Annotated in this window: 10 protein-coding genes; 8 read left to right on the top strand and 2 right to left on the bottom strand. The window is 59.0% G+C overall.

Features of this window, described 5'->3' with window-relative positions; genetic code table 11:
- Positions 1 to 2: 2 nt before the first annotated feature.
- The 7 genes from GRI97_RS12380 to GRI97_RS12350 all read left to right on the top strand — a co-directional run bounded on the left by GRI97_RS12380 (position 3) and on the right by GRI97_RS12350 (position 11,504).
- Complete coding sequence (locus GRI97_RS12380; protein WP_161391477.1) at positions 3 to 965, top strand: class I SAM-dependent methyltransferase; 963 nt, start codon at positions 3 to 5, stop codon at positions 963 to 965.
- Positions 966 to 1,173: 208 nt separating this feature from the next.
- Positions 1,174 to 2,532, top strand: a complete 1,359-nt coding sequence (locus tag GRI97_RS12375; RefSeq protein WP_161391476.1) for a hypothetical protein — start codon at positions 1,174 to 1,176, stop codon at positions 2,530 to 2,532.
- Positions 2,533 to 2,756: 224 nt separating this feature from the next.
- Positions 2,757 to 3,818, top strand: coding sequence for a dTDP-glucose 4,6-dehydratase (gene rfbB / locus GRI97_RS12370; protein WP_161391475.1), 1,062 nt, complete (start codon positions 2,757 to 2,759; stop codon positions 3,816 to 3,818).
- Positions 3,815 to 4,978, top strand: coding sequence for an acyltransferase family protein (locus GRI97_RS12365; RefSeq protein WP_161391474.1), 1,164 nt, complete (start codon positions 3,815 to 3,817; stop codon positions 4,976 to 4,978). The genes rfbB and GRI97_RS12365 overlap by 4 nt, the downstream gene beginning before the upstream one ends.
- Before the next feature lie 60 nt (positions 4,979 to 5,038).
- Complete coding sequence (locus GRI97_RS12360) at positions 5,039 to 7,303, top strand: hypothetical protein (RefSeq protein ID WP_161391473.1); 2,265 nt, start codon at positions 5,039 to 5,041, stop codon at positions 7,301 to 7,303.
- Between the two features lie 53 nt (positions 7,304 to 7,356).
- On the top strand, positions 7,357 to 8,790 hold the full coding sequence (locus tag GRI97_RS12355) for a lipopolysaccharide biosynthesis protein (protein ID WP_235917782.1): 1,434 nt from the start codon (positions 7,357 to 7,359) through the stop codon (positions 8,788 to 8,790).
- 107 nt (positions 8,791 to 8,897) lie between these two features.
- A complete protein-coding gene (locus GRI97_RS12350; protein WP_161391471.1) occupies positions 8,898 to 11,504 on the top strand; it encodes a hypothetical protein in 2,607 nt (868 codons plus the stop codon).
- 83 nt (positions 11,505 to 11,587) lie between these two features.
- Here the strand turns inward: GRI97_RS12350 and GRI97_RS12345 are convergent, their stop codons facing one another.
- Positions 11,588 to 12,787 carry an NHL repeat-containing protein gene (locus tag GRI97_RS12345; protein WP_161391470.1) on the bottom strand — a complete coding sequence of 400 codons (1,200 nt, stop codon included), beginning with the start codon at positions 12,785 to 12,787 and terminating at the stop codon, positions 11,588 to 11,590.
- A gap of 64 nt (positions 12,788 to 12,851) precedes the next feature.
- Positions 12,852 to 13,676 (bottom strand): sulfite exporter TauE/SafE family protein, encoded by an 825-nt coding sequence (locus GRI97_RS12340; RefSeq protein WP_161391469.1) that lies wholly within the window; start codon positions 13,674 to 13,676, stop codon positions 12,852 to 12,854.
- 159 nt (positions 13,677 to 13,835) lie between these two features.
- On the opposite strand from GRI97_RS12340, the gene GRI97_RS12335 reads away from it, so the two are divergent.
- Positions 13,836 to 14,738 carry a LysR family transcriptional regulator gene (locus GRI97_RS12335; RefSeq protein WP_161391468.1) on the top strand — a complete coding sequence of 301 codons (903 nt, stop codon included), beginning with the start codon at positions 13,836 to 13,838 and terminating at the stop codon, positions 14,736 to 14,738.
- Positions 14,739 to 14,740: the final 2 nt, after the last annotated feature.

Raw genomic sequence — 14,740 nt, 5'->3', positions numbered from 1 at the left:
CGATGTCGAAAAACAAGCGCCCCTATCGGGTATCGCGCGGTCGCGCGCTGGTTGAGGCGGTGCTTCCCCTGTTCGATCTGTTCCTCGCGCTGCTGACGATCATCTGTTCGCCCGTTTTGTTTCTTGCTTCCCGCATTGGCTGGCGTGGCAAGGCAACCCGGGCCGTGACAGACCGGCTTGGCCTATCGATCATGCGGCATCACTATTATACCCCCGTGACCTTCGCATCTGATTTGCATGGCGAGTTGGACGCCCCGCGTGATCTGCCCGGCATCGATCTGCGAGAGGCGCAGCAGGTAGCACTGCTCAGTCAACTCAGCTTTGCCGGTGAAACCACCGAAGCGCTGGCGGATTTTGATTACGACAATCCGAACTTTTCCCGCATTGATGCGCTGGTGCTATATTCCATGCTGCGGCATCTGCGCCCGGAACGGGTGTATGAAATCGGATCGGGATTCTCCACGCGCGTGGCCGCCGCCGCCCTGGCCCGCAACGGCAATTGCCAGCGGCATTTGTGCATCGAGCCCTTCGAAATGCCTTGGCTGGAGCAAACCGGAGCCGAGGTGCTGCGTCAGCGGATCGAACATGTTCCGCTCGATCTGTTCGATACGCTCAAGGCTGGCGATGTGTTGTTCATCGATTCGTCGCACGCCATCCGACCGCAGGGCGATGTGGTGCGCGAATATCTGCAAATCCTGCCTGCTCTACCATCGGGCGTGATCGTGCATATCCACGATGTTTATACACCCCATGATCTGCACCCCTATCTGGTGCTGGAACAGCGCAAGATCTGGGACGAGCAATATCTGATGGAAGCGCTGCTGAGCGGGGGCGACCGCTTCGAGATCATGCTGGCCAACTATTGGATCTGCCGCCAGCACCCGGAAGCCTTCGCACATGTCGTGCCGGGCCATACCAGTCCCCCGGAGCGGGATGGATGCTCGTTCTGGATGCGTCGAGTCTAGGGTGCGCTGTAAAGAAAGGTAAATGGGATGAGTTTGCTTGCGTCGCCTTTCACCCATGCTACGTCAGCAGCATGATTTTTTCGGATTTCGAGACATCCGCGCTGCGTCATAACCAAGCAGTTGTTATCAAATCAAAAAATAGGGTCAGCCAATATTGTGACGCGATGACTCTCAAATATCTTTACCGACATCTTGCGGCGAATATCTGATGAACGAAATCACCGCATCCGATACCGTCAAGAAGGCTCGCTACCGACCCGCATTCCAGACGCCTCAACTGCGTCTGGTAAGACGGCCCTCGCTGGCAAAGACGCTGCTTGTCGTGCTCTTGCTTTGCCTGTGGGAAGGGCTGCCGTTCTCGTTGTTCGGGGGCAACCCGCTCATCGCCTTCCAAACCTACGCGGTCATCGCAGTCGCAGGCATTGGCATCTATCTGGTCGGTGTGTTCACCAATCGCGTCAAATCGCAATGGTGGGAATGGGTGGCGGCGCTGCTTTTCGCCTGGTGCCTGTTCGTATCGTTCTACTACAGCACCTGGCAGTTGCCGCAGCCGGTGATCCAATGGCTTCCCTCTGCCTATACCGTAACGCCCGTGCTGACGATTTTCCTGCTGAAAGGCGTCAACTGCGAGTTGGAGGATGTGGTGCGCGCAATCCTCTGGACGGGCTTCGTCGCGTCCTGCGTGGTCATTGTTGACGTATCGCTAGGCACTGGGCTCTTGGATTACTACTCGCGCGGCTCTGCCTTTTCCGATGGTCGCGTGGTGTTTCTGAAAGCCACATCCGGATTTGCGTTGATTATAGCCTTCACCAGGCTCGCACAGTCACCGCCGCAGATGTTCATACCCAACCTGCTGATCATGCTGCCGATTGCCTACAACATCTTTGTCCTTACGGAGAGCCGCATCTTCATTCTGGCGATCTTCCTGGCGATCGGCCTGCTCTGGCTGCTGGTGCTGCGGGGCACGCACAAGGTGTTTCTCGCCGCTTTGGCGCCCTTCACCGCCATTCCCTTACTTATTTTCGTGGCAGACCGTTATTTCTCCAATTTTCGCGGTCTCGATCAGTACATGGCGCAGGATGTCAGTTCCAAATGGCGTGCGATCACCATCGAGCATTTTTCAGAGCATTTCGACAGGTTTACCGATGGACTTGGATTCGGTTTCATGTCTGCCAATCCAATCTACAAAAACTTCCTGTCATTCTCGACCAATGACGCGGGCGCGCTACATGGCGTTGCCGGTTATGCCGTGGCGCTGGACGACATCGGATTGTACTCGGCACTTTTCCAGTTCGGTTACGTCGGGTTGATCCTGATCATCGTGATGACCTTCGTCTGCATCTTCAAACTTGGTCGTGCCCACCGGATCCTGCGGCGGCTGGCGCCCGTTTCTGCCATGGGCTTCCTCATGGCGACGCTGATGATCAGCCCGATTTCCATGAACTGGTTCACTCTGTTCTACACTGCTCATTTGGGCGGAATGCTATGGTTCATGGCATCGCGCGTCGATCAGATCATGCGATCACCAAGCTTTGTTCCTGTCGAATCCACGCCTGCCGAAGGCTGATTTGCACAGGTCACAACCAGAACCCATCGCAGAATGTTGCAGTGCAACCTAGCAGGTGACTTCATGTTGGGAGCTTGTTAAAAGCCGCGCGTTTCTTCCTGAAGTCATTGTTCGGACTTTGCGTGGGAGGCCTCCGCCGATGCTTTGCAGGGTGAAAGGCGGCCGCTACGGGCGATCTTGATGGTGAGTGGCGGAAGCAAGCCTTGGTCAGGGAGCCAGCGAAAATGCGTATATTGGTTACAGGTGGTGCAGGTTTCATTGGGTCTGCCGTATGCCGTCACCTGATCACCGATCTTGGTCACGACGTCGTGAACGTGGACGCGCTGACCTACGCCGCCAGCCTCACCTCACTTGATCCGGTATCCAATTCCGGGCGCTATGTCTTCGAGCAGGCGGACATTCGTGATCGCGCCGCGATGGACGCGGTGCTGGAACGGCATTCGCCTGACGCCATCATGCATCTGGCTGCAGAAAGCCATGTGGACCGTTCCATTTCAGGTTCGAGCATCTTCCTCGAAACCAACATCATGGGGACTGCCACTCTGCTGGAAGCGGTGCGCGCGTGGCGCGATCGGCTGCCGGCGGACAAGGCCGCAGCGGTTCGAATGCTGCACATCTCCACGGATGAGGTTTACGGATCTCTCGGTGATGATGGACTGTTTACAGAAGAAACGCCCTATGATCCTTCATCTCCATATTCGGCTTCAAAGGCCGCGTCGGATCATCTGGTGCGGGCGTGGGTACGAACCTATGGCATGCCCTGTGTGATTTCCAATTGCTCGAACAATTATGGGCCTTACCACTTCCCCGAAAAGCTGATCCCGCTGGTTATCTTGAACGCCCTGGAAGGCAAGGAATTGCCCGTTTATGGAGATGGCAAGAATATCCGCGACTGGCTATATGTAGAAGATCACGCGCGCGCATTGGTGATGGTGCTGCTCAAGGGCCGGTTTGGCGAGAAATACAACATTGGTGGCCGGAACGAGCGCACCAATATTCAGGTGGTGGAACGCATTTGCGACTTGATGGATGGCATGGCACCGAAAGGACATGCACATCGCGATCTCATTCGGTTTGTGACAGATCGCCCAGGCCACGATCAGCGCTACGCCATCGACGCAACCAAGACCGAGAATGAGATCGGCTGGCGCGCGCAGGAGGATTTCGACAGCGGCATAGAAAAGACCGTGCGCTGGTATCTCGACAACGAAAGCTGGTGGCGTCCGCTGCGTGACAAGGTGTATTCGGGGCAGCGTCTTGGCACGCTGGAAACCAGCAAGCAATGACAACGCCTGCCACCCCGGCAAACAGCGACCGGGGAAGTCAGTTTCTCTCGATCCAGGCGCTGCGCTTCATCGCTGCGCTTGCCGTCGTGGTGCTGCATTCGACATTCTACACCATGGAACGGCTGCACAGCAGCACCAGCGTGTATGATGTTGGCGCCAATGGCGTTCGATTGTTTTTCGTAATCAGCGGATTTGTGATGATCATCTCGTCACAAAAGCTGCTCAATACCCAGCGAGGCTGGTCGGTTTTCGCCTTTAAGCGGATCGTACGGATTGTGCCGATCTATTGGGCAATCACCTTGATCAAGGTCGCCGTGCTGCTGGTAACCCCGGCAGTCGTGCTGCACTCGGAACTGGATTGGGGCTACATTCTCAAATCCTTCTTCTTCATCCCGGAATACAATGTTGATGGAGAAATACGACCGCTGCTGGGCGTCGGCTGGACCCTGAATTTCGAGATGTTCTTCTATCTGTTGTTTGCGCTGGCCCTTGCCTGCCGCGTCCGACCTATACGTTTCATCGCTCCAGTCCTGATCGTCATGTCGGCGCTCTCCCTGATAAAAACACCAGACTGGCCCGTCGTCGCCTATTTTCTGTGTGATCCAATCGTGATCGACTTTCTGGCTGGTATGCTGATTGCGCATTGGGTGCAGCGCGGCTGGACTGGCCCATCGCAGGCCGCAGCGTGGGCTGCCGCCGGTGTGGGGTTGATCTATCTGTTCGTGCCAGGAGTACCTCGGGCAGAATATGGCACTATGTTTGCCTCCTTGATCACCACGTTAGCGGCCGGATCGGTGATCATTGGCGCTGTTGGCATCGAGAAATCCATCGGCCGCCGTATTCCACAGTGGATGGTTTACATGGGGGCGGCCTCTTATTCCCTTTACCTGGTTCACCCAATGGTTTCCCCGGCCGCCCCAGCTCTGTTTGCAAAAATTGGGCTTACTGGCGGGTTCATGGCTTGGCTGGCTGTGGTGACAGCGGTCGCCGTGGCAATGGGGGCTGCGGTGCTGGTCTATCGTTATGGTGAAGTCCCGTTCACGAAATGGCTGAACCGCCGCGTGCGTGACGCTGGACTGTTTGATACCGGACCACGGTCGCGGAGTTTACCGGCCACACTCGCTGCACCGTTGCGGGAACGCTCCCAGAGTGAGGAATAGGATCGTGAGGGCGAAAATTTCCAGCAAGCTGAATCTGGCGCCCAACCGGACCGCCTTCCGATGCCCCCATTGAAAGCTGCATCCGGTGCCCTGCTGGCAGCAGCATTGCTGTTTACGGGAAGCGCGGTGCCTGATGTCGGCCAAGCCGAACCATTGGGCGAATGGCTGATCGTTCCACCGCAATCCTTGCTGATCGATGCCGGAAACCCGCTCGATTTTTCCAGCCTTGTCCCACAGCAGCCGGCAGGGTCATCAGGGCAATTGCTGCTGCAGAGTGATGGAAGGCTTGGCTTTGAAGCCACCCCGGATCGGGCACAGCGGTTTAATTGTGCCATGCTTGCATCTGGGCCACATCAGGAAGCCCGCTTCCCTACCCACGCCGAAGCCGATGTGATCGCAACACAGTTGCGGCGCCATGGCTATACGCTGGTCCGCCTCCACAACACCGATTACTTGCTCACCCGCCATGCAGACCGGTCGCTGGCGATTGATCCAGAACAGTTGGACCGGTTCCATTATTTGCTCGCAGCGCTCAAACGCGAAGGCGTCAGTTGGATGCTGGATGTGCTGACACAGCCTGCCACAGACATGACCGCTCAGGCCTGGAGCAAGGGCTCCTCCCCTGATGACCTGCGCGTCAGGATCCATTTCGACCAACAGGCAAGACAAAAATGGCTGGCGCTGGTGGACCAAGTGTTCAGCACCACCAATCGGTACACCGGGCAATCACTTCTGGCGGATCCTGCCCTGGCCTTTGTTATTGGTGCCAACGAAAACAGCATCGCCTTCGCGGCCAAGGCGGACCGCCCCTATCCTGCGGGATTGGATGATGTATTCGACCGTTGGCTGCATACCAATTTCGACGCTGCTCAGTTGAACCGCGCAATTCCCGATCTGACTTCAGCGGAGCGCGCCGGCACAGCAAGAATCAAACCACCAGCAAACTGGGACAGCAGCGGTGAGCGGATGGACCTGTTTCAGCGCTTCATCAGCGAAACCGAGGTCGGGCTTTATCGCTGGATGGGTGGGCATTTGGCGGAACGCGGCTATCGTGGGCCGATGCTCGGTTACCACGAATGGTATCGCGGGGCGAACAACCGAACACGATCCCAGCTTCCGATCATCGACATGCACGCCTATGTCGGCGAAGTGGCCAGCCAGAGCGCGGGCGCGCATTTCGTCTTGCCCAGCCTGACAGACGATCGTGGGCTTGGTGAAATGACGGCCAGTTTCAGCAATCGCTGGCTGGACCGCCCTATGGTTTTTTCGGAGTATGGCCAGCCCTTCCCCAATCCGACGCGGTATGAAAGTGGGTTGTTCTACCCGGCCTTGGCAGCCTTTCAGGGGTTCAGCACGATCTGTCGCACGGCTTTCCTTCCGGTGGAAGGAGACATTCCCTCGCCCGCCTCAGGCAGCCGGCCCCTGCGCGGCTATAGCGTGGGCCTCGACCCTAATGAGCGGGCGCAGGAAACATTATCTGCGCTGCTGTTTCTGCGCGGTGATGTGTCGCCTGCGACCAGTACGATTGCCGTGCCGTTCGGTCCTGTGCAATTTCGTCAGGCTGGCTCTGCCTCTCTGCCAGCAGAGATCAAGCGTGCAGCGTTGATTGCACGCCTGGGGCTGATTACACCGGAGAAGATTGATCTACTCCCTCCCAGCACACCGCTTCTGACTTTGGGAAACGTGCCTTTTACCTTGCCAGAAAAGCTCATCGACCGGGCTGGCTCAATCATTACGAACCGGACGGAACGGCGGCTGGCTGAGTTGATGGCTTCCATGCGGGCCAGCGGCGATTTGCCAGCAGACAACCTCACCGATCCCGCTGCCGGCATTTTCCAAAGCCAGACCGGTCAAATCACCCTGAACCAGCGGGCCGGAACAATCAGCGTGGTGACACCCCGAACCGAAGCCCTCAGCACCACTGGGGCCATTGACCACATACGGCTTGGCAACTTGGCCGTCGAATCCATAGATGGTGGCGCATTGCTCGCGGCGAGCGCGCTCGACAATCTCCCCCTGGCTTCAAGCCAGAAAATCCTTTTTATCCTGACCGGCGACACGACCAACACCGCCCTCTCCCTCAACGGCAGCGGGATCAATCGCCAACTGGTCGATTGGGGGAGGTTGCCCATCATGATGCGCCGCGTGAAAGCCAAGGTAAGTCTGGCCGGGCCGTCAGGCGGCAGATTAACCGTACTCGCGCTCAACGGTCGCCCGCTGCGCAGCACCTCATTTACAGGCGGCCGATCCGGGATGGAGCTGACACTTGATATTGGCGCTATTGCCGCACAGCCGACCACATTCTTCCTGTTTGAACGCGACTGATCGGTCATCATCGATCAGCCGCGCTCTCTCCTCAATCAGAACGAAAGCGCATGATGTCGTCTGCCCTGCTGACCCGTTTCCCGCAGATTTCGAAATTGCAGAAGCTTGGCAATCTCGGCTTTGGCGGTTTTTCGCGCATCTTCTCGCTCGGATCACAGTTCGTGGTTCTGCTGCTACTTGGGAAGCTGCTTGAAAAATCCGATTTCGGCGACTTCATGATCGTTTTCGCACTGATGCGGGTGCTGTCGCTCGGCTTGGGTTCCGGGCTTGCTACGCTGCTGGTCTATCACATCTCCCGCAATGCCAGCGAAGAGCAGGAAGATCGGCTGCATCGCTCGGTTGGATTGCTGGGATTGGTTCTGGCCGGGATCACGGCGCTCGTTCTCACGCTGGCCGCACCCTGGATCGCGGAGGCATTCGATAAGCCTGGTCTGGCGTTCTGGATCGGCTGGATGGCACCGTTCTTCCTGTTTTCGACCATGCTTACGGTCAGTTGCGGGGCACTTGATGGACGAGGGCGAATAACCCGGTCGATCGTTTTTTCGGAGTTCCTGCCCAATCTCATCCGCCTGATGTTGTTGCCCGCTCTGTTGCTGCTTGGTTACGGCAATCTGGCCGTTGTGGCAGTCATGCTTGTTTCTGTGGTCATGCCCTGGCTGTTCATGCTGCCAATGTTCAAGCGTAACCTCCGTGCAGGTTTTGCCCGGCTGACTGGCTGGGATTTAAGCTATTCGGGAAAACTGACCCTTCACAGCTTCGCCGCCATGCAGATGCAGGGCATCGATATGCTGGTGGTCGGCTGGCTGTTTTCCTCCACCGCTGCTGCAGATTACGCCATCGCATCCCGCGTGGCCGCGCTGGTACCTTTCCTGCAGCAGATCATCGTCAAAGGCTTCATGTCCAAGGCTGGCAAGGCTATTCATGAAAATGCGCATGACACATTGCAGACTGAAATCGACAAGAGCCGTTACACTGCCGCGCTTCTCGTAACCGCCACGGCCGTGGCGGCCATGATAGCATACCCGATCCTGATGCTGGTCATGGGTGATTTCGGCGGCTCCATGCCCCTGTTCACCCTGCTCGCTGCAGGCGCGATCTTCCGCAGTTACTTTCCGGGTGCCGATGCGCTGATCCGGGTCGCGGGTCACGCGAATTTCAGTTTAGGCATCATGCTGACATCAGCGGCCATGCTGCTGGTGATGCCGTTTATTCTGTCGGAGTGGATCGGGACTTACGCCGTCGCCTTGTCCATGCTCGTTTCAGGAATGGTGCTGAACCCGGTCATGGCCCGGTTCATCCACCGCAACCTCCATGTAACTTTGATCGACCGATCGTCGCTTATCCCGATGATGATTGGTTTAACTGGGCTGGCCATCGCCTTTGCAGGCGGACAGATGATCACGTCTTGGGTGGCAGGTACCTTGGTACTTACTGCTAGCGCACTGCCTGTTTTTTTAGTCTGGCGTAAACGTGAGCACGCGACCTGATCCTTGGCGAGAACCAGAAATCGCCACTTGTAATGTAGGAAAATAACCATTTAGGTTCGCAGTCTCAATTCCCGGCAATTGGCGGGAGTGAAAAAGGAGACTGCGATATGCCCAACGACTTTCGCACTGACATGAATTCGAGCCTGGCGATCGCTGCGCCACTCGATTGCAGCCTGTGGCCCGATAAAGGGCCAATGCCGGATTTCTTTGGCACCACGGTGACAAATCCGGGCTGCCCCACAACTGTGGACTGCTACGGCCGTGTTAAAGACGCTGTGCCTGGCGAGGCACTGTTTTACGGTGCACGTCGTGTGGAAAATCTGCTGCGCTTCAGCGAGCACCTCTCCTACGTTGGCGGTGGCGGATGGCAGGTCAATGCCGGCGCGGCCATCGTGCCAGTAACTGATAGCCGTCGGCCCGGTTCAGACGGAGGAATGACCTGCTGGAAGCTGTCGCGCTTCACGTCGGCCAATAGTGTGATCCGCCAGATTGCGGGTATACGGCGCATGGGCCGCCCGGCCGGACTCGATTTGCTGCAACCTGTGCCGCACGCGGCCGCGGTCAACATCCGCCGGTCTACCACCAACATCGTCAATACGGCGGAATTGCGTGTCTACACCCTTGGCGGCGCCACTCACGCCACCAGCGTGGTCAACATTTCCGATACGCTGCAAACCTTTGCCGTAATCTTCACCCCTGCTGCGCCCAAGCGCATCACCGGGTTTTCCTGGGCGAGCGGAACGCTGACGGTTACAGTGCCAGCACATGGGCTGTCGAACACCACCGTCGTGCGACTGTCGGGCAATCTGCCAGTCTCTTTTGATATCGAGGCAGCCATTACGCTGGTCGATGCCAATACTTTCACCATGCCTCTTGCCAGCAATCCAGGCACAAGCACCAGCTTTGGCTGGATGCAGCAGAGCTATTACTTCGGCATCGCGGCGGACAGCTTTGGCGCCACCGGCCTGGGCGATGTGGAAATCGAATATCCCTATGTGTCAGAAATCGAGGGATACCCGCAGGGGACGATCTGCGAATATGTTCCTCGCAACCGCATTCCAGCAGACAAATACTGGTATGGCGCCGGCGTCGATGGTGTGCGCTATTACAATACCGCTGCGGCCTATCGCTTCGACCCTGCGACGGGCGCGGTTGCGCGCAATCTTGGTCCGAAGCTGTCCACGACTCGCGGTATCACACTTTACACCCAGACCCAGTCGCTGATCCCGCGCAAATTCGCAGAGCTGCTGTCTGACTGGGGCAAGAGTGTGCCTGGGCTGGGTCTGGTGGATGCAGTCAGCCGCTCCCCAATGGGCGGGCTGGAAGCAAGCCGGATCATCGAAGGGACTGAAACCGGGCGGCACTATGCGCAGTTGCCGGCAGGGGTCCTCACCGCATCCAACACTGCAAATGGCTTTTTCAGTTCACTAACAGCCTACCTCGCCACTCCGGGTGGCACGGCCGGCCGCGACTGGGCATGTATCAGCTTCGTTGATCGCGCCGGCGTCGAACAGCATGCCTACGTCAATCTCGCCACCGGTGAATCCGGATCTTCGTCCAGCGGGGTCCGCAACGTCCATCTCGAACCCCTCGCGACCATAGATGGCCTGCCCTATTGGCGCGTCCATGTGCAGGTCACTACCGGCACGGGCAGCAATGCGCCGGTGATTAGGATCGGGCTTGCCAGCGCGAACAACAGCAACAGCTACGCCGGTGGCGGATCACGCTATCTGGTCTGCTGGGGCGTCGCCTTTGTGGGTGGCAATATTCAGCGCCCGATCGCAGCTCCTTACGGTCGCCAGCATCATGAAACCAATGCGATCCTTGCAGGGGCAGCATTGCAGTATGAAACCCGCGGTATTCTGGGTTACGGCAACATCACTGTCGCGACCACGTTTACGCCCTACTACAAATCGCGGCAGGTCGACAAATTCGACTATGCGGGTGCCGTTTATCTGCGCGCTGAATCGCCGCAGATGATATCGTCCGCCACGCCAGGCGTCCTGCTGCCCGTACCGATGGAACGTTTCGGGATCGTTATTCGTCCCAATGCCAGCCCGGGCCTTCCGGTCAACGAACTCTGGGCGTTCGACCACTACAATGGCGATCCGAATGCCTTCTACATGTTCAAGGAAGGCGGTTACTACAACATCGGCGATACGGTGATCTCCACCGACACTTTGCCAAATATGGCCAACACCCGGTATATGTACACGGTGACGTCGGTCACGGGTCCTGCCGGTACCGAACCGGTGTGGCCAATTCCGGGCGTCACCCTGCCCAGTGCCCCTGTGACGAGTGGCGGTGTCACCTTCCAGTGCATTCACAACAATGGTATCCGGGGCATCTGGGAACCGTACAATGGTGCCGTCTTCCTGCCACCAAACGATTTCATGGCAGAAATTCGCCTCGCCTTCTTCATCGGAAAGGATGATTATGGCGTCGCCATGAACGGCGTATTGGGTGAAAAGCAAACCTACCCGCAGCCGGTAAACCCGATCTATCGCTACGATATGCGGGCACCCATCCGCACGCTGGTGGTCGGTCAGCTTGGTCATACGCTCGGCGTGGATCTACAGTCGCAGACCCCCTACATCGGGGCCGATGGTTCGGCATTGATGCCGCGCCACACCTCATTCACCAAGAACCTGTATGTCTGGACTGAAGAAGCAGAGCCGACATCTCTCATCCAGATGACGTCTCAGCAGATGTAATTGAACATGGCAGGGGCGCCGACTGGCGCCCCTGCTTATAATCGTGTTTTCCGATCACCACAGTTCCGCGACGAACTGCCGGATCACTCCACGCCGGTGAACACCAGCTTTTGCACCCGGCGGCCCGTGTTGACCTCACTGACGTAGAGATTGCCCTTGGAATCGATATCGATGCTGTGGAGCCAGGTGAACTGCCCGGCCTGGCGACCATTGCGGCCGATGGCGGCGATGACTTGATCGGTTTCGCGCAGCAGGATCCAGATGCGTCCGTTCATCATGTCGGCGACGTAGAGATATTTGCCATCCGGCGAGATGGCGATATCGGTGACCGTGCGGGTGCCGCCAGTCTCCGGGGCGATCACGATGTCACGCACGAAGTTCAGCGTGCCGTCGGCGGCCTGGCTGAACAACTGCGCGCGGTTGTTGCGCCGGTCGCAGACATAGACATGGCCATCGCCGCTCGGCACCACGCAATGGACGATATCGCCGAAGCTGCGCGATTGCGGATTGGCGCCGCCATCTGTGGTGCTTGTCGCCTGGCTCTGATCGAAGTTCCCTTCCCTGCTCGGCCCCTGTGGTGCCTGGGCATAGGCACCCCAAGCCCCGGCGAAGCTGGCGTCGTCTCCGGTGAAGCGGATCACGCGCTTGTTCTTGTAACCATCGGCGATCAGAATCTGGCCATTGCCGACATAGACATCGGCCGGGTTGCCGAGCAGCGCCTGATCGGTGTTGCCATTGGTCTGGCCATGGCGGCCGATGCTGCGAATAAACTTGCCGTCATGGGTAAAGTTGAGCACTGCATGATCGCCATCGCCATTGCCGCCGAACCAGACCGTCTTGTCGTCATCGACGAAGACGCCGTGGATGCTGCGCGGCCATTGGTTGACGCCGTCGATCACCGGGCCGGTTTCCGACGTGCCCCAGCCATCGAGATAGCGCCCGTCATGGGAAAAGCGCACCACGGTCGGCGCGGGCTTGCAGCAGATGGCAACCGGCGGATCCTGCGCCAGGCCATTGTCGGTCGCGGTCAAAGAATGGGGGCGGTGAACGACCCAGACATCATCATCCTTGTCCACCGCCACGCCGGAGACCTGCCCCAGCATCAGATCACCGGGCATCTGCGGCCAGGCGGCATCGACCCGAAAACGGGGGAATGGCACGCCCTGGGCAATCACCTCCGTATCCAGGGTGACCAGCGCGGCCGCTGCAGCGGTGGGGGCCGGTTCGGCGGCGCTGCAGGCGCCCGCGATCAACAGGCTGCAGCCGGCCAAGGCCTGAGCCATGAATGTCATTCCGCGCCGTGCGCCAGGTGCTGTCATCTGCATTCCCCGTTCCTTTCCATGAAGTTCATACCGTCAGCCCGCGTTGGATCATCACCGCGCCAATCACGATCAGATAGATACCGAATACCAGCCGCAGCCGATCGGGAGGCAATCCGTGCACAGCCGCCACGCCAAGGGGTGCGGTCAGCAGCGCGGTGACCATAATGGCCAGCGCCGCCGGAATATTGACATAGCCGATCGAGCCCGGCGGCAAATCGGGCTGACCGAAACCGGCCAGCATGAACCCGATCATGCCAGGTATGGCGATGAGCACGCCCAGCCCGGAGGCCGTGGCGATGGCGCGGTGGAGCGAGCGACCGCACAAAGTCATCACGATCACCGCGATCGTGCCGCCACCGATGCCGAGCAGCGCCGAGAGCGTGCCCAGCCCGCCGACGATGGCCACGCGCGCAACGCCACCGGGCATGGTTTCCGACAATTGCCTGCCCCGGGTGAACGGGGTGAGGAAATGCAGCGACATCAGCAGCACGCCGGCGCCGAAGATGGCCAGCAGCACCGGGCCCGGCAGGATGGTTGCCAGCCAGCTGCCGAAGATGGCGCCCAGGATGATCCAGGGCGCCCAGGATTTCAGAATGTCGAATTCCACCGCCCCGCGCCGGGCGTGTGCTTGCAGAGACCGCAACGAGGTGGGGATGATCGTCGCCAGCGAGGTGCCGATGGCGACATGGGCCAAATGATCGGGCGATCCGCCGAGCAGCGGCAGCACCAGCAGCAGCGCGGGCACGACGACAAATCCGCCACCGATGCCAAACATTCCCGCCGCAAAGCCCGACAGCAGGCCGGCGAACAAGATGGCGCCCAGTGGCAGCAATTCGATGCCCGCGATCATAAGGGTAAAGCCCGGCCTCCATCACGTATCAGCTGTGTATCACCAATCGCGCCGAGACCGTCGCCCAAATGGATGATTTTTAGAATAGCGATTGCGGGCGAGGAATTATCAAACCAGAGTTGAGGATCGACAGCTTTTTTCCTCACGGATCCTGCCCGCATGCTCGACGATCTCAATGAATTGAAGACCTTCCGCGCTATCATGGAGCATCGCAACCTGACCGCGGCGGCCGGCGCGCTGGGGGTGAGCCTGGCGGTGGTGAGCAAGCGGCTGGCGTCGCTGGAGCAGCGGATTGGTCTCAGGCTGCTGCACCGCACCACGCGGCGACTTTCTCCGACAGCTGAGGGGCTGGAATTGCTGGAAAGCGTGGCACGATCGCTCGATGCGCTGGAAGAAGGCGAGGAGCGGCTGTCGCGCGGGCATGTCGAGGCGGTTGGACTGCTGCGGGTGACGGCGCCGGTGTCGTTCGGGCGCACGCATGTGACGCCCTTGCTGGGCCGGCTATCCGACGAACATCCACGCCTGCGGATCGATGTGCGGCTGACCGATTCCCTCGTCGATCTGGTGGCGGGGGGATATGATGTGGGGATCCGGATCGGCGGATTGGGCGACAGTTCAACGGTGATGCGCAAGCTGGCGGACAACCGCCGGATCCTGCTGGCATCACCCGCCTATCTCGAACGGCATGGGCGGCCCGGGACTGTGGCAGATCTGCAGGGCCATACGCTGCTGGGCTATGGCGATGCGAATGTGCCCTGGACGCTGACCAGGGCTGACGGAACGCGGGCCACGGCGACCACCAACTTCCGCCTGGCATCGGACAATGGCGATGTGGTGCGCGACTGGGCGGTGGCCGGGCATGGCATCACGATGAAATCGCATATCGATGTGCAGGCAGATATGGCGAGCGGAGCGCTGGAACGGGTGCTGCCCGGCTGGCACGGCGGCGATGCCGCGATCGTGGCGCTTTATCCGTCGGCGCGGCACATGCCGTTGAAGACCAGCATCTTGCTGGATGCGCTGTCAGACGAATTGCGATCGGTCGAAACCGCCGCTGCGTGATG

Origin of the sequence: Croceibacterium xixiisoli, from assembly GCF_009827305.1 — a bacterium.
GTDB lineage: Bacteria > Pseudomonadota > Alphaproteobacteria > Sphingomonadales > Sphingomonadaceae > Croceibacterium_C > Croceibacterium_C xixiisoli.
This window is presented reverse-complemented; position numbering and strand designations above follow the sequence as displayed.